The sequence below is a fragment of the Thiomonas islandica genome, assembly GCF_055383445.1.
Window position 1 is genome coordinate 770573 of the sequence record NZ_AP042391.1, and the last position, 25495, is coordinate 796067.

21 protein-coding genes are annotated in these 25495 nt (G+C 67.7%); 11 read left to right on the forward strand and 10 right to left on the reverse strand.

From position 1 onward, the window contains the following. The first annotated feature begins 115 nt into the window (after nt 1-115). Complete coding sequence (locus ACZ47F_RS03740) at nt 116-4363, forward strand: YhdP family phospholipid transporter (protein ID WP_464926566.1); 4248 nt, start codon at nt 116-118, stop codon at nt 4361-4363. Nucleotides 4364-4402: 39 nt separating this feature from the next. After that, nucleotides 4403-5206, forward strand: coding sequence for a carbon-nitrogen hydrolase family protein (locus ACZ47F_RS03745; RefSeq protein WP_464925959.1), 804 nt, complete (start codon nt 4403-4405; stop codon nt 5204-5206). Nucleotides 5207-5233: 27 nt separating this feature from the next. Here the strand turns inward: ACZ47F_RS03745 and ACZ47F_RS03750 are convergent, their stop codons facing one another. The 3 genes from ACZ47F_RS03750 to ACZ47F_RS03760 are packed head-to-tail and all read right to left on the reverse strand — an operon-like array spanning nt 5234 to nt 8448. Then, the gene (locus ACZ47F_RS03750; protein ID WP_464925960.1) at nt 5234-6637 is read right to left on the reverse strand and encodes an aminopeptidase P N-terminal domain-containing protein; all 1404 of its coding nucleotides are present in this window, start codon (nt 6635-6637) and stop codon (nt 5234-5236) included. A 34-nt stretch (nt 6638-6671) separates the two neighbouring features. Next, nucleotides 6672-7394 carry an N-acetylmuramate alpha-1-phosphate uridylyltransferase MurU gene (murU, locus tag ACZ47F_RS03755; RefSeq protein ID WP_464926567.1) on the reverse strand — a complete coding sequence of 241 codons (723 nt, stop codon included), beginning with the start codon at nt 7392-7394 and terminating at the stop codon, nt 6672-6674. A 25-nt stretch (nt 7395-7419) separates the two neighbouring features. Further along, a complete protein-coding gene (locus ACZ47F_RS03760) occupies nt 7420-8448 on the reverse strand; it encodes an aminoglycoside phosphotransferase family protein (RefSeq protein WP_464925961.1) in 1029 nt (342 codons plus the stop codon). 122 nt (nt 8449-8570) lie between these two features. On the opposite strand from ACZ47F_RS03760, the gene ACZ47F_RS03765 reads away from it, so the two are divergent. From ACZ47F_RS03765 to rsmA, 3 genes are read left to right on the forward strand one after another with little or no spacing between them, the layout of a single operon-like run. Next, nucleotides 8571-10934, forward strand: a complete 2364-nt coding sequence (locus ACZ47F_RS03765) for an LPS-assembly protein LptD (protein ID WP_464925962.1) — start codon at nt 8571-8573, stop codon at nt 10932-10934. Further along, nucleotides 10927-12345 carry a peptidylprolyl isomerase gene (locus ACZ47F_RS03770; protein WP_464925963.1) on the forward strand — a complete coding sequence of 473 codons (1419 nt, stop codon included), beginning with the start codon at nt 10927-10929 and terminating at the stop codon, nt 12343-12345. The genes ACZ47F_RS03765 and ACZ47F_RS03770 overlap by 8 nt, the downstream gene beginning before the upstream one ends. Nucleotides 12346-12369: 24 nt before the next feature. Then, nucleotides 12370-13170, forward strand: a complete 801-nt coding sequence (gene rsmA, locus ACZ47F_RS03775) for a 16S rRNA (adenine(1518)-N(6)/adenine(1519)-N(6))-dimethyltransferase RsmA (protein ID WP_464925964.1) — start codon at nt 12370-12372, stop codon at nt 13168-13170. A 174-nt stretch (nt 13171-13344) separates the two neighbouring features. On the opposite strand, the gene ACZ47F_RS03780 is transcribed toward rsmA, so the two are convergent. From ACZ47F_RS03780 to ACZ47F_RS03790, 3 genes are all read right to left on the reverse strand, one after another. After that, nucleotides 13345-13857 (reverse strand): barstar family protein, encoded by a 513-nt coding sequence (locus ACZ47F_RS03780; RefSeq protein ID WP_464926568.1) that lies wholly within the window; start codon nt 13855-13857, stop codon nt 13345-13347. Continuing rightward, complete coding sequence (locus ACZ47F_RS03785) at nt 13754-14206, reverse strand: guanyl-specific ribonuclease (protein ID WP_464925965.1); 453 nt, start codon at nt 14204-14206, stop codon at nt 13754-13756. Before ACZ47F_RS03785 ends, ACZ47F_RS03780 begins: the two co-directional genes overlap by 104 nt. A 272-nt stretch (nt 14207-14478) precedes the next feature. Beyond that, a complete protein-coding gene (locus tag ACZ47F_RS03790) occupies nt 14479-16767 on the reverse strand; it encodes an NADP-dependent malic enzyme (protein WP_464925966.1) in 2289 nt (762 codons plus the stop codon). A gap of 134 nt (nt 16768-16901) precedes the next feature. On the opposite strand from ACZ47F_RS03790, the gene thiL reads away from it, so the two are divergent. From thiL to ACZ47F_RS03805, 3 genes are read left to right on the forward strand one after another with little or no spacing between them, the layout of a single operon-like run. Further along, the gene (thiL, locus tag ACZ47F_RS03795; RefSeq protein WP_464925967.1) at nt 16902-17873 is read left to right on the forward strand and encodes a thiamine-phosphate kinase; all 972 of its coding nucleotides are present in this window, start codon (nt 16902-16904) and stop codon (nt 17871-17873) included. A gap of 12 nt (nt 17874-17885) precedes the next feature. After that, the gene (locus ACZ47F_RS03800; RefSeq protein WP_464925968.1) at nt 17886-18407 is read left to right on the forward strand and encodes a phosphatidylglycerophosphatase A family protein; all 522 of its coding nucleotides are present in this window, start codon (nt 17886-17888) and stop codon (nt 18405-18407) included. 12 nt (nt 18408-18419) lie between these two features. After that, nucleotides 18420-18932 (forward strand): CinA family protein, encoded by a 513-nt coding sequence (locus ACZ47F_RS03805; RefSeq protein ID WP_464925969.1) that lies wholly within the window; start codon nt 18420-18422, stop codon nt 18930-18932. A 13-nt stretch (nt 18933-18945) separates the two neighbouring features. Here ACZ47F_RS03805 and ACZ47F_RS03810 read toward each other — a convergent pair whose 3' ends face one another. Next, on the reverse strand, nt 18946-19566 hold the full coding sequence (locus ACZ47F_RS03810; protein WP_464925970.1) for a glutathione S-transferase N-terminal domain-containing protein: 621 nt from the start codon (nt 19564-19566) through the stop codon (nt 18946-18948). Between the two features lie 97 nt (nt 19567-19663). Here ACZ47F_RS03810 and purB point away from each other — a divergent pair, with 97 nt between their 5' ends. Both purB and ACZ47F_RS03820 read left to right on the forward strand, forming a co-directional pair. Then, nucleotides 19664-21061 carry an adenylosuccinate lyase gene (purB, locus tag ACZ47F_RS03815; RefSeq protein WP_464925971.1) on the forward strand — a complete coding sequence of 466 codons (1398 nt, stop codon included), beginning with the start codon at nt 19664-19666 and terminating at the stop codon, nt 21059-21061. A gap of 17 nt (nt 21062-21078) precedes the next feature. Next, on the forward strand, nt 21079-21441 hold the full coding sequence (locus ACZ47F_RS03820; protein WP_464925972.1) for a phage holin family protein: 363 nt from the start codon (nt 21079-21081) through the stop codon (nt 21439-21441). 19 nt (nt 21442-21460) lie between these two features. Here ACZ47F_RS03820 and htpX read toward each other — a convergent pair whose 3' ends face one another. From htpX to def, 3 genes are all read right to left on the reverse strand, one after another. Then, complete coding sequence (htpX, locus tag ACZ47F_RS03825) at nt 21461-22330, reverse strand: zinc metalloprotease HtpX (RefSeq protein WP_464925973.1); 870 nt, start codon at nt 22328-22330, stop codon at nt 21461-21463. 154 nt (nt 22331-22484) lie between these two features. Beyond that, nucleotides 22485-23507 carry a methionyl-tRNA formyltransferase gene (fmt, locus tag ACZ47F_RS03830; RefSeq protein WP_464925974.1) on the reverse strand — a complete coding sequence of 341 codons (1023 nt, stop codon included), beginning with the start codon at nt 23505-23507 and terminating at the stop codon, nt 22485-22487. Then, a complete protein-coding gene (def, locus tag ACZ47F_RS03835; RefSeq protein WP_464925975.1) occupies nt 23504-24010 on the reverse strand; it encodes a peptide deformylase in 507 nt (168 codons plus the stop codon). Before def ends, fmt begins: the two co-directional genes overlap by 4 nt. Before the next feature lie 247 nt (nt 24011-24257). Here def and ACZ47F_RS03840 point away from each other — a divergent pair, with 247 nt between their 5' ends. After that, nucleotides 24258-25451 carry a LysM peptidoglycan-binding domain-containing protein gene (locus tag ACZ47F_RS03840; protein WP_464925976.1) on the forward strand — a complete coding sequence of 398 codons (1194 nt, stop codon included), beginning with the start codon at nt 24258-24260 and terminating at the stop codon, nt 25449-25451. The last annotated feature ends 44 nt before the right edge of the window (nt 25452-25495 follow it).

A 25495-nucleotide genomic window follows, 5' to 3' on the forward strand; every position in this document is an offset into this window, starting at 1 on the left:
CGCTGGATTGCCCTCGCGGCGCAGCAGGGGCTGCGTCGCAAGACGCGGGGGATTGACTACCATCGATTGCGTTGCCTCCCGGCTTTTTCCGCCTCGCGCGCCGTCTGCCTTGTCTGTGCTCCATCTGTCGCTGCGCGCCGCCACCCGCATCTGGGAAGCGGCTGTTCTGCTCGTGCTGACGGTGTATTTCGTGCTCGGCCTGGGGCTGCTAACCCTGCGCTACGCCGTGCTCCCCAACGCGCAGCAGTTCCGCCCGTGGGTGGAACAGGCCAGCAGCCGCGCACTGGGCCTGCCGGTGCACATCGGCACGATCCGCACCCAGTGGCACGGCCTCATGCCGCAGCTCTCGCTACACGATGTGCGCATCGACGGCCCGCAGGGCCAGCCGGCGCTGCAGTTCGCTGCAGTGCAGGCTGCGCCGAGCTGGAAAAGCCTCACCCGCCTGACCCTGAGCTTCGACCAGCTGGTGATCCGCGGCGCCGACCTCACCATCACTCGGCCCGACGCCAACCATCTGGACATCGGCGGCATCCGCATTGCGCTGAGCGGCACTGCTAAGAGCGATGCAGCACAACAGTTCGCCGACTGGCTGTTCGAGCAGGACGAGATCCTCATCCTCGACAGCCGGCTGACCTGGGTGAATGCCGTGCAGCATGCACCGCCGTTGCCGCTGTCGCAGGTCAACATCCTGCTGCGCAACAGCCTGCTCAGCCACCGTGCCGCGCTCACCGCGGTGCCGCCTGCGGCATTCGGCGGCCCGATCGACCTGCGCGCCAGCTTCCGTCAGCCGTTGTTCCTGCGCCACACCGCCGACTTTTCGCGCTGGAAGGGCCAGCTCTACGGCCTGGTGCAGGGCGTCGATCTGGCCGCGCTGCAGCCGCAGCTGCCGTTGCACCTGCCGGCGAGCACGCAGACCGGACGCGGCTCGGTGCGCGCCTGGGCACAGGTCGACCGTGGCGCTCTCACTGCGCTGACCGCCGATCTGGCGCTGCGCGGCGTGGCCATCGAACTGGCGTCGACGTCCACACCGGCGCCGCTGCGCGCCACCGCCGCGCTGCCGCCGTTTGCGCTCGACAGTCTGAGCACGCGCATGACCTGGGCGCCGCTGCCCGGCGGCGAGGACGCCAGCCTGCAGAACCTGCAGCTGCGCACCGCGCAGGGGCAGGCCCTCACCCCGGTGACGATCCACTGGCGCTGGCAGCAGCCGCAGGACGGCGCCGCGCAGGCCCGCCTGCAGACCGGCGCCCTCGATCTGGGCGCGCTGTCCGCGCTGGCGCAACGCCTGCCGCTGCCCGCGCTCTGGCACGCGCGCCTGACTGCGCTGCAGCCGCAAGGCCACCTGCTCGGATTGAATCTGCAGGCCAGCTGGCCCAAGGGCGCGGCTCCCACGGGCCTGCCAGCGACCTACAGCGTGCGGGCGCAATTTGCCGATCTGCACTGGAACAGCCCGGCCGGGCCTGGCGAGCCCACGCCACCAGCCGACCCGAAGCCCCTGATCGCCCAAGGCAAGGACGCAGCCAAAGCACTGCAACTGCCGGCCGACCTGCCCGGAGTCAGCGGGCTGTCGGGCACGCTCAGCGCCACGCAGTCGGGCGGCAGCGCGCAGCTGATCATGGACAACGGCGCGCTCGATCTGCCACTGGTGTTCGCGCCGGCTCGCCTTGGCCTAAACAGCCTACAGGCCGATCTGGACTGGAAGCGCGACCGACAGGGCAACTGGCGGCTCGACACCCGGCGATTGACCTTTGCCAATGCCGATGCCGCAGGCCAGGCGCGGCTGGTCTGGCGCAGCGCGCCGCAGGGGCTGGGCAGTATGGATCTGCAGGGTCGGCTCACCCGTGCCGACGCCCGCGCGGTGTGGCGTTACCTGCCGATCGACATATCCCTACACACCCGCGACTATCTGCGCAGCGCCATCGCCGCGGGCAGCGCAAGGCAGGTGGATTTCACAGTCAAGGGGCGAGTCGAGGACTTTCCGTTCGACACCCCGGCCCGGCTCGGCGTGTTCCAGGTCAGCGCGCAGATCGAGCACGGCGTATTCAATTACGCGCCGCGCAACATGCTGCCGCCGGGGCAGACCGCCAGCGCCGCCACCGCGCATGCCAACGCTCTGTGGCCGGAGTTCACCGAGGTCAGCGGCACGCTGCTGCTCACCTCGCACAGCCTGCAGGTACGCAACGCCTCGGCGCAGGTCTACGGCACGCGCATCACCGCAGTCAACGGCAGCCTGCCGAGCTTTCATGACGGCGTGCTGCGCATCGGCGGCAAGGCACAGGCGCCTGCTGCAGATCTGCTGCGCTACCTGACCGACAGCCCGATCAACCGCCGGCTGGGCGGCGTATTCGACACGGTGCAGGCGCAAGGGATGGTGGCGCTGGACATCGCGCTGAAACTGCCGCTCGGCGACATGCAGGCCGCCACCCTCAAAGGACAGGCCATGCTGCAGGGCGTCGATCTGCGCTGGAGCCCCGATCTGCCGCCGTTTCCCGGGGTGCGCGGCACGGTGGATTTCAGCCATGCGGGGTTCAGCCTGGCGCTGAACGCACCCGATGTGCTAGGCGGCCCGGTCAGCCTGCGCGGCGGGCAGCAGCAAGGCCAGGCGCTACGACTGCAGGCCAGCGGCAGCTTCAGCGGCGCGGGCCTGCGCGCCGCCGGCCAGGACTGGATGCAAACCCTGGGCAAGGTGTTGCACGGCCAGGCGCCCTACACCCTGACCATTACCCAGCCGCCCGGCGCAACCCAAGCCGCGCTGGAGCTACGCACCAATCTGGTGGGCGCGGCGATCGATCTGCCCTATCCGCTGGGCAAGCCTGCTGCCGCCTCCGAGTCGCTGCTGTACACCCGCACCCCGCTGCCCCCCGGCGCCGACGGCGCGGCGCGCAGTGTGGTGCAGATCGACCTGGGTGACATCGCCCAGGCGCGGTATGTCATCGAAGATCCGCCTGCTGCGGCGGCAGCCCCCTCCCAATCTCCCCCTCCAGGTGGGGGAGGGGCGAGTCTGCCCAATGGCTTGCGTGTGCTCAGCGGCGCCCTGGCGATCGGCCCACAGGTCGCGCTGCCACAGCCGGTGAACTCGGTGCAGGCCAATGTGCGCCTACCCTCACTCGATCTGGACGCCTGGGAGGCTGCGATCAAGCCTTTACTGCCCGCGCATTCTGCGCAAACCCCCGTGGTGCTGCAGGCCGGCCAGGACAGCGGGCTGACCGCGCTACTGCCCACCACCGCGGCGCTGGACATCGGACGTCTGACCCTGATGCACCGCGTCATCAGCCAGGTGGTGATCGGCGGCAGCCGCAGCGGCAACCTGCTGCAGGCCAATGTGAACGCAAAGCAGCTCTCGGGCTATCTGGGCTGGCAGATCGGCAGCGGCAACAACCCGGGCACGCTCAGCGCCCGGCTGGCGCGGCTGGAACTGCCCAGGTCGAGCGATCCGGACGTCGAGCAGCTGCTCGACGAGCAGCCCAAGAGCATTCCGGCGCTGGACATCGTGGCCGACAACGTCGATCTGCACGGCCACCATTTCGACCGCCTGGTCGTGCAGGCGGTCAACCGTGGCCGGATCGACGGCAGCAAGGAATGGCAGCTCACCCATTTTTCGCTCAGCGCACCCGACGGCGTGCTCACTGGTAGCGGCAGCTGGACCGCACTGGGTGCACAGCTCACCGCCCCGGGCAGCAGCGACGCCGCCTCACCCGCGCGCCGCACCGTGATGCAGTTCAAGCTTGCCATCAGCGACGCCGGCGGCCTGCTCGCCACCCTGGGCAAGCCGGGGTTGCTCAAGGGCGGCAAGGGTGAGATCACCGGCCGTCTGGCCTGGCTGGGCTCGCCGTTAAGCCTGGATTTCCCGACCCTGGACGGCGCGTTCACGCTGTCGCTCGGTCCCGGACAGTTCCTCAAGGCCGACCCGGGCATCGCCAAGCTGCTGGGCGTGCTCAGCCTGCAAAGCCTGCCGCGCCGTTTCACGCTGGACTTTCGCGACCTGTTCGCCTCGGGCTTTGCGTTCGACAAGGTGGACGCCGACGTCACCGTGCGTCATGGCGTGGCCACCACCCGCGATTTCCGCATGAGCGGCGTGGCCGCCAGCGTGCGCATCGAAGGCAGTGCCAACCTGGCCAACGAAACACAGAACCTGCGCGTGGTCGTGGTGCCCAACATCAACGCCGGTGCGGCCTCGCTGGCCTATGCCCTGGTCAACCCGGTCATCGGCCTGGGCACCTTCCTGGCCCAATACATCGCCCGCGAGCCGCTGGCGCGCGCCTTCACCCATGTGTACGACATCACCGGCACCTGGGTCACGCCCAATGTCACCGAAGTCTCGCCAGATGCACCCAAACCCGGCGGTGCCACACCGGCGGCGCCCTGACGTAAGCTGGCGCAGTCGATCACCACACCGCACCCACCGATGAAAGTCGCCGCCATTCAGATGGTCTCGAGCACCTGCGTTGACGCCAACCTGCAGCGTGCAGACAGCCTGCTCGCCCAGGCCGCCGCGCAGGGCGCGCGCCTGGCCGTGCTGCCAGAATACTTTTGCCTCATGGGCCAGAGCGACGCCGACAAGGTGCGCGTGCGCGAAAAGCCCGGCAGCGGAAAGATTCAGGACTTTCTGGCCGACGCCGCGCGCCGCCACGGCCTGTGGCTGGCCGGCGGCACGCTGCCGCTGGAAGACCCCAACCCGAACCGGGTGCGCAACTCCACCCTGGTGTTCAACCCCGCAGGCGAGCTGGTGGCGCGCTACGACAAGATGCACCTGTTCGCCTTCGCACGCGGCACCGAGCGCTATGCCGAGGCCGACAGCATCACTCCTGGCACGCAGCCAGTCGCGTTCGACTGCGAGGGTCTGCGCGTCGGCCTGGCGATCTGCTACGACCTGCGCTTTCCAGAGCTGTTCCGGGCGCTGTCACAACCCGCGGCGTGCGACCTGTTCCTCCTGCCCGCCGCCTTCACTCACACCACCGGCGAAAAACACTGGGAAGTGCTGCTGCGCGCCCGGGCGATCGAGAACCTGGCCTATCTGGTGGGCAGCGCGCAGGGCGGTGTGCATGAAAACGGCCGCCGCACCTGGGGCCACAGCATGATCGTCGATCCCTGGGGCGAGGTGCTGGCGATGCAGGCTGAAGGCGAAGCGGTGGTCACCGCCACCCTGGAGCGCGAGCGCATCGCGCGCTACCGGGAAAACCTGCCGGCGCTGCGGCACCGCAGGGTATGAGGCCGCCGCGCGCGCCCGACCGCGCCCTCAACGCATCACCGCCTCGATGTCCGCCACGGTCTTGGGCGCGGCGGCGGTGAGGATCTCGCAGGGCTGGCCGGCGGCGCGGATGGCAATGTCGTCCTCGATGCGGATGCCGATGCCGTGGAACGCGGCAGGCAGGTCGTCTGCGGCGCGCACATACAGGCCGGGCTCGATGGTCAGCACCATGCGCTCGCGCAGGATACGCGCGGGGCGCTTGCGGCTGCCGTCGGGCTGGATGTCTACGGCCTCGCCCGGTTCGGCATAGTCGCCGCAGTCGTGCACGTCCATGCCCATCCAGTGGCTGGTACGGTGCATGTAAAAGCGCTTGTATGCGCCGGTGGCGATCACGCCGTCGACATCGCTGGCCTTGCTGCGATCGATCAGGCCGTGGTCGAGCAGACCCTGCGCCAACACGCGCAGCGCGGCGTCGTGCGGATCGGTGAAGCGCGCGCCCTCCACCGCGGCCCCCAGCGCGGCCTGCTGCGCTTCGAGCACCACGTCGTAGAGCGCGCGCTGCGCGCCGGTGAAGCGGCCATCGGCCGGAAAGGTGCGGGTGATGTCGCTGGCGTAGCCGTCGAGTTCGCAGGCGGCGTCGATCAGCACCAGCGCGCCCGCGCGCACCGGGGCGTCGCTGGCGCGGTAGTGCAGCACGCAGGCGTTGGCGCCAGCGGCGACGATGGAGCCATACGCCGGCGCCTGCGCACCGCCCAAGCGGAAGGTGTGCAGCAGCTCGGCCTCGAGGTGGTATTCGCGCAGGCCCTGCGGCGGGGGCTGACGCAGGCCGCTTCTGCTGGCCTGCATCGCGCGGATATGCGCCTGCGCGGAAATGGCGCAGGCGCGGCGGATGGTGTCGAGCTCGTAGGCGTCCTTGAACAGCCGCATTTCGTCGAGCACGGCGCACAGATCGTGCTGGGTGCGCGGCGCGGTCACACCGGTGCGGGCCTGCGCACGCACCGCAGACAGCCAGCGCTCGACCTGGGTTTCCAGTCCCGGATGCACCGCAAACGGCCACCACACCGCGGGCTGGTCGGCGAGCAGCTTGGGCAGCTCGGCGTCGAGGCTGGTGATCGGCAGCGCGACGTCGAAACCGAAGGCCTCGCGCGCAGCCTCGGGCCCCCAACGGAAACCGTCCCAGATTTCGCGCTCCATGTCCTTGTCGCGGCAGAACAGCACACTGCGGCTGTGCCCGCAGGCACTGGCCTGCAGCACCAGCAGGCTGTGCGGCTCGGTGAAACCGGTGAGGTAGTAGAAATAGCTGTCGTGCCGGTAGGGGTAGTCGGCATCGCGGTTGCGCATCACTTCGGGCGCGGTGGGCAGGATGGCCACACCGCCGCCGGCTGCGGCAAGCCAGCGGACGACTTCGGCGCGACGCGCGGCGCAGCGGGCAAGCAGGGTGGAATCGGGCATGGCAAAGCGGTGAGGGTGCGAATCAGGCCAAAGCCTAGCCGGCGGCGGGCGAAGCGCGGGCTGCGGGGTCTTGCGCGGCGGCGCGCAGCTCGGCATCGAGCGCGGCCAGTTGCGCGGGGGTGCCGATGTTGTGCCAGGCGCCGCGGAACAGTTCGCCGCTCACCCGGCCGGCATCCACCGTCGCGTACAACCAGGGAAACAGCTTCCACGCCTGTGCGCGGGGCTGGCTTGCGAACAGCGCCGGGTGGAACACGCCGATGTTGCCGTAGTTCAGCCGCGCGCCGTCGCGCCGGATGCGGCCTTGCGCGTCCAGCGCCATATCACCATCCGGGTTGTGCGCGGGGTTGGGCGTGAGCACGAGGTGCGCCGCGGTGCGCTGCGGCGCGGTGGCGATGCGCTGCGCGACCGCGTGCAGCTGGGCGTAGTCGAAGGTGGTGTAGATGTCGCCGCTGACCACGACGAACGGCTTTTCCCCCAGCAGCGGCAGCGCGGTGGCGATGCCGCCGCCGGTTTCGTACGCCTGGGCGGGCTCGGGCGAGTAACGCAGGCGTACGCCGAAGGCGCTGCCGTCGCCCAGCGCCGCCGGGATCTGCGATCCTAGCCAGCCGGTGTTGATGATGAGATCGCGCCAGCCGCCTGCGGCCAGGCGTTCGATCTGCCACTGGATCAGCGGCTTGCCACCGACCGCGAGCAGCGGCTTGGGGCAGGTGTCGGTCAGCGGGCGCATGCGCTGGCCGCGCCCGGCGGCAAGAATCATCGCACGCATCGCCGGCAGCCAGCCTTCAGAAGGTGTAGCCCACCTGCGGGCTGCGCTGCTCGATCTGGTCGAGCAGTTGCAGCACCGGCTTGAACGCGCCGTAGCGCGCCGCCACCAGCCGGGTGTGCTGCAGCACCACGGGCAGATCGTCCAGGTACTGCGCCTTGCCGTCGCGGTGGTGCAGGCGGGCAAAAATGCCCAGCACCTTGAGCGCGCGCTGCAGACCCATCCAGTCGAGGTCGCGGTAGAAATCGGCAGCATCGGGCGCCACCGGCAGGCCGGCCTTGCGCGCGTGCTCCCAGTAGCGGATCGCCCAGTCGATCTGTTGCTCTTCGGGCCAGGCGATGTAGGCATCGCGCAGCAGCGAGACCAGGTCGTAGGTGATCGGGCCGGTCACCGCATCTTGAAAGTCGAGCACGCCGGGGTTGCGCTCGGGCGTGACCATCAGATTGCGGCTGTGCCAGTCGCGGTGGACCAGCACCTGCGGCTGCGCGAGATTGTTGGCGATCAGCGCATCGAACACGCGCTGCAAAGCGTCGCGCTGCGCGTCGGTGAGCATGTGGCCGTGATGTGTCTGCACGAACCACTCGGGAAACAGGTCGAGTTCGCGCTGCAGCAGCGCGCGATCGTAGGCGGGCACCACACCCGCGCCATCGATGCGCTGCAGCGCCACCAGCGCAGCCAGCGCCTGGCGCATCAGGTCGTCTGCGCGCTCGGGCTGGGCGGTGAAGGCCTGCAGATAGGTGGTGGTGCCCAGGTCGGTGAGCAAGAGAAAGCCCTGCTGCGCGTCCTGCTCCAGGACCTGCGGCACCTGCACGCCGCCTTGCGCCAGCAGCGCGGCGATGCGCACGAAGGGCCGCACGTTTTCCATCGGCGGCGGCGCATCCATCACGATGAAGCTGCCCTCGTCGGCCTGGACGCGGAAATAGCGGCGAAAGCTCGCATCGCTCGATGCCGGCTGCAGGCTCCCGGGCTGCAGTCCGTGACGCGGAGCGATGGCCTGCAGCCAGTGTTCGAGCGCCTGCGCGCGTGCAGGGGACGGGGTGAAGGTCATGGCGTGAGGGCGGCCGGTGTGGGCAAAGCGGGGCGGAATGCGCTCCCTATAATCCGCGAACATTTTAGGCATCGCCGCGCGCGGCCTGCCGCCCGAGCGCGGCGATGCCAAGCGGCGCGGCGATGACCTCGACGCGCCTGCCGCCCTCGACCTCGACTCCTGTGCCTTTCCCGCCTCCGACCCGCCCGTTGCGCCCGTGCGCCTCGGGGCCGTGCCGACGCCTTGCGCGGACGCTTCGTCTATCGCCGCTGGCGCTGGCCCTCGCGCTGAGCTGGAGTCGCGCCGCGCTGGCCGATCCGCCGCATGCCGCAGAGTCGCTGCAGCTCACCCCCAGCCTGGACTTGCTGCAACACCTGCCGCCGCAGGCACAGGAGTTCGAGCCGCTGTTCGTCATCGCCGACAAAATCACCGGGCAGAATAATGTGGATGTGCATGCCAGCGGCGATGTGCAGTTGCGCAAGCACAGTGTGGTGATCAAGGCCGACCGGCTGAGCTATTACTACGTCGAAAACGAGGCGGTAGCGCGCGGCCATGTGCGCGTGCTGCGCGGCGGCAATCTGTTTTCCGGCCCGTCGCTGCGCATGCAGCTCGACACCTACCGCGGCCAGATGCCCGACGCCAGTTATTACTTCAATGTCACGCAAGGGCATGGCCACGCCGATCTGATCGATTTCCTCGGCCGCGACCATGTACAGGCCGACAACGCCACCTACACCACCTGCACCGCCAGCCCGGTGGACTGGTTTGTGCAGGCCACGCATCTCGACCTGAACCTGGCCGACAACACCGGCACCGCGCGCGATGCCCGCGTGGTGTTCAAGGGCGCGACCATCCTGCCGCTGCCCTATGCCAGCTTTCCGTTGACCGACGCGCGCAAGTCCGGCTGGCTGCCGCCCACCCTGGGCGTGGACAGCCGCAACGGCATCGATCTGGCGGTGCCGTACTACTGGAACATCGCGCCCAATTACGACGCCACGCTCACCCCCCGCATCATCCTGCGCCGCGGCTTCATGGGCAGTCTGGCCACGCGCTGGCTGCAGCCCGACTACTCCGGACGCAGCCAGATCGACCTGCTGCCCGCCGATGGCGCCGACAGCGGCAGCAGCCGCTGGGCCGGGTATCTGCAGCAAAACGGCAACCTCGGCCACGGCCTGAGCTATGCGCTGAACTATCAGCATGTGTCCGACGACAACTGGTGGCAGGACTTCGGCGGCGTCAACCCGGTCATCGGCGCCAACCGCACCCTGCCACAGCAGGCCAGTCTGACCTATGGCCTGCCGCTGGGCTATATGCAACTCAGCGTCAACCGCTGGCAGACGCAGCAGAACACCGTGGCGCCGATTGGCGTGCCGTACAACCAGCAGCCGCAGTTCTACACCCATCTGCAAAGCGCGAACTACACCGGCCTGACCTGGCAGTTCGACGCAGCCGCCACCCGTTTCACCAACTCCACGGCGATTTCCGGCGACCGGCTATACCTCAACCCGCAGATCAGCGAGCCGCTGGTACGGCCTGGCGGCTTTGTCACGCCCAAGCTGTCGCTGCACCTCACCCGCTACCGCACCGACACCCCGATGCCCGATGGCGCCACCACCGCCGACCGCGCGGTGCCCACTTTCAGCCTGGACAGCGGGCTGGTGTTCGAGCGCCCGATCACGCTTCTAGGGCGGCCGCTCACGCAGACCCTGGAGCCGCGCCTCTACTACGTCTACACCCCATACCGCAACCAGCAGAACCTGCCAAACTTCGACAGCGCCGACCTCGACCTGAACCTCTCCACCATCTACACCGACAATGTGTTCTCGGGCAACGACCGCATCGCCGACGCCAACAACCTGACCGGCGGGGTCACCACGCGGCTGCTCGACCCGCAGACCGGAGTGGAGCTCGGGCGGCTGACCCTGGCGCAGCGGGTGCTGTTCTCGCCGCAGCGCGTGGTGCTCAGCGGCAACCCCATTCCCTCCGGGCTGAACGACGCCTTCGCGCTGGCCAGCGTCCACTTCGATCCGCACTGGAGCGCTAACGCCGCGCTGCAGTACAACATGCGCCTGAGGCAAAGTCAGCAAATCGCCGTGAGCGCGCGCTGGTCGCCCGCACCCTACAAGACCGTCAGCTCCAGCTACCTCTACCAGACCGCCGCCTCTGGGCAGATTCCGCTGCGCTACATCAACACCGCATGGCAATGGCAGCTCAGCCCGCGCTGGTATTCGGTAGGGCAGGCCAACTACAGCATTCTGGACAAGCGCTTGAACGACGGCCTGCTCGGCCTCGAGTACGACGGCGGTTGCTGGGTCGGCCGGATCGTGCTGCAGCGCAACTCGCTGACCCCGGCCACTGCCTACACCCGGGTGCTGTTCCAGCTGGAGCTCGTCGGCTTTTCCCGGCTGGGCAACAATCCTCTATCTGCGCTCAAGCAGAATATCCCCGGCTATCAGATCCTCAAGCAATCCACCGCACCCCCGAGCCGCTTTGCCAACTATGAATAAGTCCCGTTTGTCTCGCACCCTGCTGGCCGCCGCCCTGGCGACTGCGAACGTCTGTGCGTCTGCGCAGGGCCTGCGGCTGCCCCCCGGCACGGGCGCGGGACTGTCCGCCCCCGGGGGTGCGCCGGAAGCGGCCACACCGCCGATGGCCGCTGCGCCGGCCCTGCCCTCGAGCTTCGGCAGCACGCGATCGAGCGACGGCATCGCCGCCATCGTCGGCAATCAGGTCATCACCGACTACGACCTGCGGCTGCGCGAGCAAGCCACCCGCCAGCAGGCGCAGGCCGCAGGCGCCACCCTGCCGCCGCCCGCGCAGCTGCGCGCGCAGGTGCTCAACCAGATGATCGACGAGCTGGCGCTGGCGCAATACGCTGAGCAGACCGGCCTGGGCGTGAGCGCGGACACGGTGGACCGCGCGGTGGCACAAGTGGCCCGCAACAACAAGCTGAGCGTCGACGAACTGCGCCGCGAGGTCGAGCGCGAGGGCATGGGCTGGAACACTTACCGTGACCAGCTCCAACGCGAAATTCTCATCAACCGCCTGCGCGAACGCATCATGGCGCAGGTGCCGCCGGTGACCGAAAGCCAGATCGACGAATTTCTCGCCAGACAAAACGCCAGCGCCAGCGCGCAGACGCAATACGACATCGCACAGATCTTTCTGCCGGTGCCACAGAATGCCAGCCCGGAACAGGTGGCTGCGGTCAAGCAGAAGATCGATGCCATTGCCGCGCAACTCAAGGCCGGTGCCGACTTTGCCCAGCTCGCCCGCCAAGACTCGCAGGGTGAGGGTGCCAAACAAGGCGGCGACCTGGGCATGCGCCCGGCCGACCGGCTGCCCACCCTGTTCGTCGACACCGTGCGCAACCTTCAGCCCGGCGAGATCAGCCCGGTGATCCGCAGCGCCGCGGGCTTTCACATCCTCAAGCTGCTGCAGGTCGGCGGCGAGGCTGCTGCGCCGGCCACCGCAATGCAAAGCGAGGTGCGCGAAATCGTGCTGCGTGCCACCACCGACGCCGAGCGCGAGCGTGCCCGCGCCGAGCTCAATGCCGTTGCGCAGGCGGTGAGCAGCGGCAAGGTCAAATTCAGCGAAAAAGCGCGTGAACTATCGCAGGATCCGGCAACCGCGGCCAAGGGGGGCGATCTGGGCTGGGTGCTGCCCGGACAGCTCGACCCGGTGCTCGACGCCGCGCTGCAACGCCTGAACCCAGGCGAGGTGTCGACGCCCATCGTGATGGGCAACAAGGTGGTGCTGCTGCAGCTCGTGGACCGCGCCGTGCGCCCGCTGACCGAGTCGCAAAAGCGCGCGCTCGCCAGGGAGATCCTGCAGCGGCAGAAGGCGGCGCAGGATTTCGACGAGCTGGTGCGCGACGTGCGCGCCCGCACCTATGTGCACATCCCGGAAAACGACTGAACCGGTCGCCCGGCGCGGTGCTGCATGAGGCGGGCGAACCTGCCGCGCGGCGCGGCGCAGACCGGCCATGTGGCGCGTAAGCGCTTCGGTCAGCATTTTCTCGTCGATCGCCAGGTCATCTGCGACATCGTCGATGGCATCGATCCGCAGCCCGGCGAGCGGCTGGTGGAAATCGGCCCCGGCCTGGGCGCGCTGACCCTGGCGCTGCTGCAGCGCATTGCGCGGCTGACCGCAATCGAGATCGACCGCGATCTGGCCGCGCGGTGGCGCCGGCTGGCGCCGGACACGGTCGAACTGATCGAGGCCGATGCGCTGGATTTCGATTTTTCCAGCCTGGGCGACGATCTGCGCATCGTCGGCAATCTGCCCTACAACATTTCCACGCCGCTGCTGTTTCACCTGCTCAATGTCGCCGACCAGGTGCGCGACCAGCATTTCATGCTGCAAAAAGAGGTGATCGACCGCATGGTGGCCGCCCCTGGCGGGCGCGATTTCGGGCGGCTGTCGGTGATGCTGCAGTGGCGCTACCGCATGGACAAGCTGCTGGATGTGCCGCCCGAGGCCTTCGATCCGCCGCCGCAGGTGGATTCTGCCGTGGTGCGCATGGTGCCGCTGCCGGCTGACGCGCTACCCGCAGTCGACCGCGGCAGGCTCGCCGCGCTGGTTGCCGCCGCGTTTTCACAGCGACGCAAGCTGCTGCGCCACAGCCTCGGCCCGTGGCTGGAGCGTCAGGGATTTTGCGGCCAGTTCGACCTGCAGCGCCGCGCCGAGGAGGTCAGCACCGCGGAATACATCGCACTGGCGCAGGCTCTACCGCGCGCCTGAAGCGCGCCGCGGCGGCTCAGCGGCCTGCCTGCGGCCGCGCCGCGAAGGGATTGACAACGTCTCAGGCGACTAGCTGCGCCCAGGCGCCTTCCCACGGCGTGCAGACCTTGACCGCCTTGACCCCGGATTCCGGTACCGCTTCGCCCCGCAACTCCCCCCGGACAGGAGTGCGGGTTACAGAAAAGAATAGAAGACCCTGAAGGGGACGCCGCGCTCGGCCCAGTAGTCTGCCGCGTCGCGGAACACATCGAGCAGGGTTTCGCGCGCCTCCTTGTCGAAACGCTGCGTTGCCGGGATCTGTTCGAGCACGACCACGAAGCCCGGCTGCGGGCCGCTGCCATGAACCACGTCGGTCAGGCAGTCGTGCAGGGCGTCGAGATTCTTGCCGAAGTGCTTTGGAAACAGGAACGCGCGAGCAATGGTCTCGAGCACTTCCTGCTTGGTCGTGGCGTCGGCAAGGTTGGCATAGAGAAAATGCTGGCCGGTCTTCTCGGCTGCTTCCTGCAGCTGGGCGACGCGGTAAGCCCGGATCGACTGCACGATGTTCGGCCGCACCGCCTTGAGCAGTTCGGCGGGATCGGCATCAATGTTCGATGCGTCGGAAACTGGCATAGTGATCATCGGTGTAGTAACAGACTTCGGGATGATGCCGGGCTCCACCGCAGACGATGCGGCGCGCCCCGCGATTGCGGGCGCCTGGAGTCGGTACGGTGTATTCGCGGTAGTAGCCGCGCGGTTTGGACGGCAGCAGTCGCTCATAGTTTCCGAACACGATGCCATCCTTCTCGTAGGCGAACGGCCCGCCCTGCTCGATGCGCCGCAGCACCTCGCGCGCCTGCACCGGCAGGTCGGCAACCGAAATCGCTCCGACCGCGCCAGACTGGCCTGCCCGGTCGGGCAATTCGCGAGCCTGCGCCGCAGGCCAGATCGACCACGTCGCCAGCCCCCAGACGGAAGGGGCAAACGGCAGAGCAGCCAGCAAAAGCCCGGTCAGGATCAGGGAACGCAGCGTGGAACGAATGCACCGGCGATTCATGCTGCAGCGCGCCATTCATGCGCGATCGAGGCAATTGGACGCAAAAGCGTGGAAGTACGAGCAGATGGCCGGCAAACTCAGGCTCGGCGCTGCTTGAAAGCTCGTATTGGGAAAGGGCAAATCGTAGCGAAATCGCCACGAAAACACAAGGATTCGCCCATTTTTTAAGCAGGCTTTACAGTCCGCCCCGCGAGCGGGGCGAACGCCGCAAGGGCCGCGCAAGCGGCGGCAGCCCGACGGTTTGCGCCGGATCGCTGCCGCGCTGCAGCAGTTCAGAGGTTGGCTTCGGCCACGGTCAGCGCGGTCATGTTGACGATGCGGCGCACGGTGCTCGACGCGGTGAGGATGTGCACCGGCTTGGCCGCACCCAGCAGAATGGGGCCGATGGCGATGTTGTTGCCGGCCGTGGCCTTGAGCAGGTTGTAGGAAATATTGGCCGCATCCAGGTCGGGAAACACCAGCAGGTTGGCCTCGCCGCTGAGGGTGGAGTCGGCCAGCAGGCTGGCGCGCAGCGCGGGATCGACCGCGGTGTCGCCCTGCATTTCGCCGTCGACCTCCAGTTCTGGCTCGCTTTCGCGCAGCAGCGCCAGCGCCTGGCGCATTTTGACCGCGCTGTGCGCCGGCGACGAGCCGAAGTTGGAATGTGACAGTAGTGCCACCTTGGGCGTGATGCCAAAGCGCCGCAGTTGCTTTGCCGCCATGCCGGTGATCTCGGCGATCTCGGCGGCGCTGGGATCGAAGTTGACATGGGTGTCGACCAGTGCGAGTTGCCTGCCGGGCAACACCAGCAGGTTCATCGCGGCATAGACATTGGCACCGGGGCGGCGGCCGATGACCTGGTCGATATAGTGCAGGTGGATGTGGGTATGGCCCCAGGTACCGCAGAGCATGCCATCGGCCTCGCCCTTGTGCAGCATCATGGAGCTGATGAGGGTCAGGCGGCGGCGCATTTCGATCTTGGCCATCGCCGGGGTCACACCTTTGCGACCCGCGAGCTGGTGATAGGTCTGCCAGAAGTCGCGGTAGCGCTCATCGTGATCGGTGTTGACCACGTCGTAGTCGCGCCCTTGTTCCATGCGCAGGCCGAAGCGGTCGATGCGCTGCGCGATGATGGCGGGCCGCCCGACCAGGATCGGCCGCGCCAGATGTTCGTCGACCACCACGCGCACCGCGCGCAGCACACGCTCATCCTCGCCCTCGGCGTAGACGATGCGCTTTTTCTCCGCCTTGCGCGCAATCGAAAACAGCGGCCGCATCAGCGCACCGGACTGGTAGACGAACTGCTGCAGGCTGTCGCGGTAAGCGTCCATGTCGGCAATGGGCCGCCGCGCCACACCGCTTCTGGCCGCCGCCTCAGCCACCGCCGGGGCGATCTTGATCATCAGCCGCGGATCGAAAGGCTTGGGGATGAGGTAGTCCGGGCCGAAGCGCAGCGACTCTCCCACATAGGTGGCCGCCACCACATCGCTCTGCTCGGCCTGCGCCAGCTCGGCAATGGCGTGCACTGCGGCGATTTCCATCTCGGCGGTGATGGTGGTCGCGCCGCAGTCCAGGGCACCGCGGAAGATGTACGGAAAGCACAGCACATTGTTGACCTGGTTCGGATAGTCCGACCGGCCGGTGGCGATGATCGCGTCGGGCCGTACCGCGCGGGCCTCTTCCGGCAGGATTTCCGGCGTGGGGTTGGCCAGCGCGAGGATGATGGGCTTTTCCCCCATGCGCTGGGCGTACTCGGGCTTGAGCACGCCGCCGGCGGACAAACCGAGGAACACGTCGGCGCCGTCGATGATCTCGGCCAGGGTGCGTGCAGCAGTGTCCTGCGCGAAACGGCGCTTGTCTTCGTCCATCAGCTCGGTGCGCCCGGTGTGGACCACACCGGCCAGATCGCTGACCCAGATGTTTTTGCGCGGCAGCCCCAGGTCAACCAGCAGGTTCAGACAGGCCAACGCCGCCGCCCCCGCGCCCGAGCACACCAGCTTGACCTGGGCGATGTCCTTGCCCACCACCTTCAGGCCGTTGAGGATGGCCGCTCCGACGATGATCGCGGTGCCGTGCTGGTCGTCATGGAACACCGGAATGTTCATGCGGGTGCGCAGCTTGCGCTCGACCGCGAAGCACTCAGGCGCCTTGATGTCCTCGAGGTTGATGCCGCCGAACGTGGGCTCCAGCGCGGCGATGATCTCGACCAGCCTGTCGGGGTCTTTTTCATTCACCTCGATGTCGAACACGTCGATGCCGGCAAATTTCTTGAACAGCACCGCCTTGCCTTCCATCACCGGCTTGGCCGCCAACGGGCCGATGTCGCCCAGACCGAGCACCGCGGTGCCGTTGGAAATCACCGCCACCAGATTGCCGCGGGCGGTGTAGCGAAACACATCGTCCGGGCGAGCGTGGATTTCCTCGCAGGCGGACGCCACGCCGGGGGAGTAGGCCAGCGCCAGATCGCGCTGGTTGGACAGTTGCTTGGTGGCGACGACCGCGAGCTTGCCAGGGCGCGGAAATTCGTGATATTCGAGGGCGGCCTGGCGCAGTTTGGCCTTGGAATCTTCGGGGCTGGACATGTCTGTCTCCGCATCGCGCAGCCGTTGTGAACGCTTCGCATCTTGTCGCCGCGCAAGCGATCGATTCTAGGAGACTGTCCATGCGCTGTTGTGCGAACATGCCGCGCACGCACCGCGCTCTTGCACCGCCTTCCATGACCGCTACGCCTGGCGAATTCGACCTGATTGCCCGTTTTTTCACCCGGCCGGTGCGCCGCGCCGCGGTGGGCGTGGGCGACGACTGCGCGCTGCTGCCCGCGCCCGCCGCGGGCGAGCAACTGGCCGTGTCCAGCGACATGCTCGTCGAAGGCCGTCATTTCCTGCCCGGCGCTGACCCCGAGGCGCTGGGGCACAAGGCGCTTGCGGTCAATCTGTCCGATCTGGCCGCGATCGGCGCGCAGCCGCTGGCCTTCACCCTGGCGCTAGCGCTGCCGCAGGCCGACGCCGCCTGGCTGGGCGCCTTCGCCCGCGGGCTGTTCGCGCTGGCCGACGCGCACGCCATCGAACTGGTCGGCGGCGACACCACCCGCGGGCCGCGCAATCTGTGTTTGACCGTGCTCGGCACCGTGCCGCAAGGGCAAGCGCTGCTGCGCAGCGCAGCGCAGCCGGGGGACGATCTCTGGGTGTCGGGTACGGTGGGCGATGCGCGGCTGGCGCTCGGGCATCGCCTGGGCGAATGGGCGCTGGATACCGCGGATCAGGCCGCGACCCTGGCCCGCATGGACCGGCCGACACCGCGGGTCGCGCTGGGTCTGGCACTGCGTGGCGTCGCGCATGCCGCGATCGACGTGTCCGATGGTCTGCTCGCCGATCTCGACCACATCCTGCGGCGCAGCGGGGTGGGTGCCACGGTCGATGCCGACGCCTGCCCGGCCAGCGCGGCGCTGCGTGCGCAGCCGCTGCAGCGCCGCCGTCTGTGCCAGCTCGCCGGTGGCGACGACTACGAACTGCTGTTCACCGCACCGTCAGCCGCGCGCGACGCGGTACGGGCGGCTGCAGCTCAGACGGCCACCGCGGTCACGCGCATCGGCCGCATCGCGGCGCAGCCGGGGCTGCGACTAGTCGACGCGGGCGGGCAGGTGTTGGACAATGTCTATGCGGGCTTCGATCATTTCCGCACCGCCTGACTTCATTGCTCCATGACCACTCCTGCCCCTGCTGCGGCCGCGCCCCCGCGCGCCGACTGGCGCTTTCTGTGGCGCAATCCCTTGCATCTGCTTGCCCTCGGCTTTGGTAGCGGGCTGTCGCCGATCGCCCCGGGCACGGCGGGCACGCTGTTCGCCTGGGTCAGCTTCGATCTGCTGTCGATCTGGCTCGGCCCGCAGGTCTGGGCCGTGCTGATCGCCGCGGGTGCACTGGTCGGCATCTGGGCTTGCGGCCACACCGCTCGCGCGCTCGCGCTGGACGATCCCTCTCCGGTGGTGTGGGACGAGATCATCGCCTTCTGGCTGGTGCTGCTGTTGATCACCCCGGCGGGCGGGGCCGAGCAGCTGGCCGCCTTTTTGCTGTTTCGCGCGTTCGACGCGGGCAAGTGGCTGGCGGTGGGCTGGGCCGACCGGCATGTGCATGGCGGCCTGGGCATCATGCTCGACGACCTGATCGCCGCCGCCTTCACCCTGCTGGTGATGGCGCTGGGCATTCGGCTGTTCGCCGCGTTCTGAACGCAGCGCACCATGCCGCCACCAGATTTCGCCGCCCTGCAGCCGCTGGCCGAACAGCTCGGCGCCGCGCTGCGTAAACGCGGCTGGCGCGTAACCGCCGCCGAATCGTGCACCGGCGGCCTGGTCTGCGCCGCGCTGACCAGCGTGGCTGGGTCGAGCAACTGGTTCGACTGCGGCTTCGTCACCTACAGCAACGCTGCCAAGACCGACATGCTCGGGGTCGATGCCGCGCTGTTTCCCCGGGTCGGCGCGGTCAGCGCCGAGGTGGCTGCGGCGATGGCGCAGGGCGCGCTGCACCGGGCCGGGGCCGATCTGGCGGTGGCGATCACCGGCATCGCCGGGCCGGACGGCGGCACACCGGACAAGCCAGTGGGCACGGTGTGGTTCGGACTAGCCCGGTGCGACAGCCCCGCACCGCACGGCCAGACCCGTCGGATGCTGTTCGACGGCGACCGCAGCACAGTCCGGCTGCAAGCGGCTGCGTTCGCCCTACGCTGGGCGCTGGAGGCGGCGCTGAGGGCTTGAAGTCTGGCGCTGCTCAGCCCTGCGGCGGCACCGTATCGCGGAACGACGGGCGCTGCATCAGCTTGTCGTACAGCTTGGCGAGGTTCGGATACTGCTGCTGCCAGCCCTGTTCGGGAAAGCGAAATTCCACATAGCCCAGCGCCGCGCCCACGGCGATGTCGGCCAGGCTCAGATGGTTGCCGCAGCAAAACGGCTTGTCACCCAGACCATGCGACATGGCCTTGATGCCCGACTCGACCTTGCCCATCTGCCGCGCGATCCACGCCGGGCAGCGCTGCGCCTCGGTGCGGCCGGGCCAGGTCTGCTCCAGCCGCGCGGTGGCGGCGGCGTCCATCACACCGTCGGCCAACGCCTCCCAGGTGCGCACCTCGGCGCGCTCGCGCCCGCCCGCCGGGATCAGCTTGCCCACGGGGGTGAGGGTGTCGAGATATTCCACGATCACGCGCGAGTCGAAAATCGCCTCGCCGTCGTCGAGCACCAGGCAGGGCACCTTGCCCAGCGGGTTGTACCGCATGATCTGCGTCGAATCCGCCCAGACGTTTTCCTCTTCCCACTTGGCGTCGATCTTTTTCTCGGCCAGCATGATGCGCACCTTGCGCACATAGGGGCTGGTCAGGGAACCGATGAGTTTCATGTTCTGGAGCTGCGGTGAAAAGGCGCTGCAGTATATCAACGCATCACAACGGCAAAGCACTGCCTTCCAGCTGCGCAGCGCTTTCTACAATGGCCCGATGAGCACGAATCCACAACCCGCCGACGTGTCCGTCCTGGACGCCCTCAGCCCGCTGGACGGGCGCTACAGCACCAAGGTCGACAGCCTGCGCCCGCACCTGTCCGAAGCCGCACTGATGCGCTGCCGCGTGCAGGTCGAGGTGGCCTGGTTCATTGGCCTATCCGATCTGGGGCTGCCCGAATTCCCCGCACTGCCAGCGACGGCACGCGCCGCGCTACACGCGCTGGTGGCGGGTTTCGGCAGCGCACAGGCGGCGCAGATCAAGGCCATCGAGCGAACCACCAATCACGATGTCAAGGCGGTGGAATACTGGCTGAAGGCGCAGACCGCACACCTGGCCGGGGTGAAGGAGCATGCCGAATTCTTCCACTTTGCCTGCACCTCGGAAGACATCAACAACACCGCGCACGGGCTGATGCTCAGCGGCGCCCGGCGCGAAGTGCTGCTGCCGCTGCTGCGGCGGGTGCTCGGCCGCCTGCTCGATCTGACTGCCGAGCTGGCCGAGCAGCCGATGCTCTCGCGCACCCACGGCCAGACCGCCAGCCCCACCACCCTGGGCAAAGAGTTCGCCAACGTGGCGCACCGCCTGCAGCGCGCCATTGCCGCCATCGAGGGGGTGCAGCTTACCGCCAAGATGAACGGCGCGGTCGGCAACTACAACGCGCACATCGCCGCTTATCCGGAGGTGGACTGGGAAGCTTTTTCGCGCCGGGTGGTCGAATCGCTCGGGCTGCACTTCAACCCCTACACCATCCAGATCGAGCCGCATGACGCCATGGCCGAGCTGTTCGACGCCGTGGCCCGCACCAACACCATCCTGATCGATCTCAGCCGCGACATCTGGGGCTACATCTCCTGGGGTTATTTCAAGCAAAAGACCAAGGCGGGCGAGATCGGCTCATCGACCATGCCGCACAAGGTCAACCCGATCGATTTTGAGAATGCCGAGGGCAATCTGGGCATCGCCAACGCCCTGCTGCGGCACCTGAGCGACAAGCTGCCGATCTCGCGCTTCCAGCGCGACCTGACCGACTCCACCGTGCTACGCAACATGGGTGTGGCGCTCGGCCACAGCGTGCTGGCCTGGGATGCGCTGCTGCGTGGGCTGGACAAGCTGCTGGTCAACTCCGAGCGCCTGGCCGAAGACCTGGACGCGGCTTGGGAGGTGCTGGCCGAGCCGGTGCAGACCGTGATGCGTCGCCACGGCCTGCCCAATCCCTACGAGCAGCTCAAGGAACTCACCCGCGGCAAGGCCATCACCGAAGAGTCGATGCGCGCCTTCATTGCTGGGCTGAACCTTCCCGAAGCCGACCGGCAGCGCCTGCTCACCCTGACCCCGGCGAGCTACACCGGCTTGGCCGCCGCGCTGGCCAGGCGCCTGGCTGCCGACCGCTGACCTTCGAGGAGCCCGTCATGCTCAAACTGCTGTTGAAGTGGCTGTTGTCTGCCTGTGCGCTACTGGCCGTGGCGTATCTCTACAGCGGCGTGCAGGTGGCGGGTTTTGCCGCGGCGATGTGGGCGGCGCTGCTCATCGGTCTGCTCAACACCCTGGTGCGGCCGATTTTGTTCATTCTCACCCTGCCGATCACCATTCTCACCCTCGGCCTGTTCCTGTTCGTTCTTAACGCCTTGATGTTCTACGCTGCCTCGGGGATGATCGACGGCTTTGCCGTGCGCAGCTTCGGCGCGGCGTTGATCGGATCGATTCTCTACAGCATCGCCGGGGTGGTCATCGACAGCGCGCTAGAGGGGCTGCGGCCCGACCGCAGACCCTAGGGCGGCTCAGCCGGGACACTCAGCCCTGCCAGGCGCGCATGCTGCCCTGACGCGCCATCTCCAGCAGCCGGGCCACGCGCTCCTCGGTGGACGGATGGGTGCTGAACAGCCTGGCGATACCGCCGCCGTGCAGCGGGTTGAGGATCATCATCTGCGCGGTTGCCGGGTGCTCCTCGGCCGCGACGAACGGCACGCCGCGGGCATAGGCTTCGATTTTCTGCAGCGCTGAGGCCAGCGCCTGCGGATCGCCCGAAATCTCGGCACCGCCACGGTCGGCCTCGAATTCGCGGGCGCGCGAGATCGCCATCTGGATCAAACTGGCTGCCAGCGGCGCCAACAGAGCCACGGCAATGCCGGCCACCGGGTTGGTCGGCCGCCCCTCGGAATCCCGCCCCCCAAAGATCATCGCAAAGTTCGCCAGCGCCGAGATCGCACCGGCCATCGTCGCCGAAATGGTGGAAATGAGGATGTCACGATGCTTCACATGCGCCAGTTCATGCGCCATCACGCCGCGCAGCTCGCGCGCGCTGAGCACGCGCAGCAGACCGGTGGTTGCGGCCACCGCGGCATGTTCCGGGTTGCGCCCGGTGGCAAAGGCGTTGGGCGCGTCTTCCTCGATGAGATAGACCCGCGGCATCGGCAGACCGGCGCGCTGCGCGAGCTCTTGCACCAAACCGTAAAACTGCGGCGCGCTGCTGGCATCGACCTCCTGCGCGTGATACATCCTCAGCACCATCTTGTCGCTGAACCAGTAGCTGAAGAAATTCATACCCAAGGCAAACAGCAGCGCCAGCACCATGCCCTGCTGACCGCCGAGCAAGGAGCCGATGACCACGAACAGGGCGGTGATCGCAGCCATCAGGATGGCGGTTTTCATGATGTTGAACATGGGGTTCTCCGATACGTTTGGATACAACACACCACAGATTGTGCAGCCTGTCGAAAGTTCAACCCAGATTGTTCATTGGGGTTTGGGGGACGCACCAGTGCGCCGCATCATGCACCCAAAAGCACCGCAGGTGCGCCCAATGGACGATCTGGGTTCAAGCCGCCTGCGCCGGCGGCAGCGGCAATGTCATGCCCTCTGCCAGATCCGCACTCTGCAGCCACTGTGCCACATCCTGCATGGTGCCGCCAGGTTTTTGCAGGCGTGTGATGCGCAGCGCACCGACGCTGCAGCGCACATCCAGACCGTCGGCCTGCGCCCGCAGCACCGTGCCGGCAGAACGGTGCTGCGGATCCGCCGAGAGTTCGATCGCATGCGCCGCCCCGACCTTGATGATGCGCCCGTCGGGCAGCGCAAACTGCGTTCCGGGCCAAGGGGTGAACGCGCGCACCCGCCGCGCCAGCGCCGCGGCGGGCTGGGCCCAGTCGAGCGCGGCCTCGGATTTGGCGATCTTGGGGGCGTAGGTCACACCATCCTGCGGTTGCGGCCGTGGCTCGAGGGCTCCGCGCGCGAGCAGATCGAGCCCCTGCACGATCAGTTCGGCGCCCAGCGCGGCCAGTCGGTCGTGCAGCGTGGCCGCAGTGTCGCCGTTCGTAATCGGCAGCGCCCTTGCCAGCAGGATGTCGCCGGTATCCAGCCCGGCGTCCATCTGCATCAGGGTGATGCCGGTCTGGGCATCGCCGGCCTCGATCGCCCGCTGGATCGGCGCCGCACCGCGCCAGCGCGGCAGCAGCGAGGCGTGAATGTTCACACAGCCCAGGCGCGGCAAGGTCAGCACCGAGGTCGGCAGGATCAGCCCGTAGGCCGCCACCACCAGCACGTCCGGCGCCGTAGCGCGCAGCGCCGCATGTGCGGCCCGGGCCTGATCGGCATAGCGCCCGTCGAGCCGCAGGCCCAGTGGCTGGATCAGCGCAAGCCCCGCGGCCTGCGCCACCTGCTTGACCGCGCTGGCCTGCAGCTTCAGGCCGCGTCCGGCCGGGCGATCGGGCTGGGTGAGCACCAGCGGCACCGCATAACCGGCCTGCACGATGGCACGCAGCGCCTGTGCAGCGAATTCCGGGGTGCCGGCAAACGCCACGCGCAGGCGCCGGGTCGGCGCGGTGGCGCTGGGTGTGCTCAAGCCGCCTGCCTCTGCCGCTTGAGCATCTTGGTCTTGATGCGGCTGCGCTTGAGCGGCGAGAGATAGTCGACGAACACCTTGCCCTGCAGGTGATCCATCTCATGTTGGATGCACACGGCGGTCAGGCCATCGGCGTCCATCTCGAAAGGCTCGCCGTTGATGTCGAGCGCACGCACCCGCACAGCGGCCGGGCGCACGACCTTGTCGTAAATGCCGGGAACCGATAGGCAGCCCTCCTCCCATTCCTTGTCCTCGTCGCTGCGGCGCAGGATTTCCGGGTTGATCAGCACCACCGGCCTGTTGCGCTCCTCGGAGGTATCCATCACGATGATGCGTTCGTGCACATCGACCTGGGTCGCAGCGAGCCCAACCCCATTGGCCTTGTACATCACGTCGAACATCGCCGCGACCAGGGCGCGCACCCGATCGTCGACCACCGCGACCGGCTTGGCCACGGTGTGAAGACGCGGGTCGGGATATTGGAGGATGGTCAGCTCTTTCACGCTGCTAATTTTAGACTTTTCCATAGCGGGTGGGAGGCACCATCGATCGCCGGCCAGCGCCGCAACATTCTTGCAACTGCCGACCGCGTGCAGACCGCGATTCGATTGCCGCGTCAAGGTGTTGCATGCACAATGTCAGCCAGTTTCTTCACAGACAGCCCTGGAGTCGCAAACTTCCACGGGGGGCAGATTCAAAAAACCACACCGCACCGGTTGTGGCCACGGGTTCAATCTGGGGACATGCGCCATGCTCAGACAGGCTTTCCTTCACCCATTGCGGCATCATGCCCTGACCGCCGCGCTGCTTTTGTGCAGCGCGTTGCCACTTGCTGCAGCCCGCGCCGCAGACCTCCCGGCCAGCGCTGCATCCGCACCATCACTGCATGGCCTGCCCAACTACCCGGTGGCGCCGGCTCAGCGTGCACTGGCCGAGCTGACCGCGCAGACCGGGGTGCCGGTTTCCGAACTCGCGCCGAACGCGCCGTCGCGCTATACGGTCAAGCGCGGTGACACGCTGTGGGCCATTTCCGGCATGTATCTGCGCAAGCCCTGGGATTGGCCCAAGCTCTGGGGCATGAATCTGCAGCAGATCCGCAATCCGCACTGGATTTTCCCCGGACAGGTGCTCTACCTCAACATCTCGGGCGGCCGCGCCAGTCTGAGCCTGGGCGGCGACAATCAGGGCATCCCGACGGTCAAGCTCAATCCGCAGGTCGAATCCTCGCCGCTGCCGCCCGAGGGCATTCCCACCATCTCGCCCGAGCTGATCGGCCCGTTCCTCGCCCAGCCGCTGATCGTCGAGCCCGACACGCTGGACGCCTCGCCGCGCATCGTTGCGCTGCCCAAGGGTCACACCATGGCCTCGCCCGGCACACAGGTGTATGTGCGCGGTGATGTGAGCAAGGCCACACGCTATCAGCTCTACCGTCCGGCCAAACCGCTGATCGATCCGCAGACCAAGAAGATCATCGCCTATCAGGCCGAATATCTGGGCACCACCAGCCTAGCGCAGCCACCTTCTGGGCCGGATGCAGTATCGGTGTTCCGAGTGGACGGCATCGAGCGCGAAGTGGGTGTGGGCGACCGGCTGGTGATCGCGCCGCCGCGCGAGTATCTGAACTACGCCCCGCACGCGCCGGCCAAGCCGGTCAGTGGGGAGGTCGTGTCGATCTATGGTGACCTGAACATGGGCGCGAAGAACAGCGTGGTCGCGCTCAACCGCGGAGCGAACGACGGCCTGGAGCGCGGCGATGTGCTGGCCCTGTGGCACAGCAGCCGCATGGTCAAGGACGTCACCGCGCCCGGCAAGCCAGACATCGAAATCCCCGACCGTCGCATCGGCCTGATGATGGTGTTCCGCACCTTCCAGCACGTGGCCTACGCGCTCATCCTGTCGGCGGACGAACCGGTCGAAGTGGCGGACCGCTTCACCCAGCCTTGACCGCTCCTGACCAGTATCGCTGTGCAGGTGTTGCCCCAGCGTGA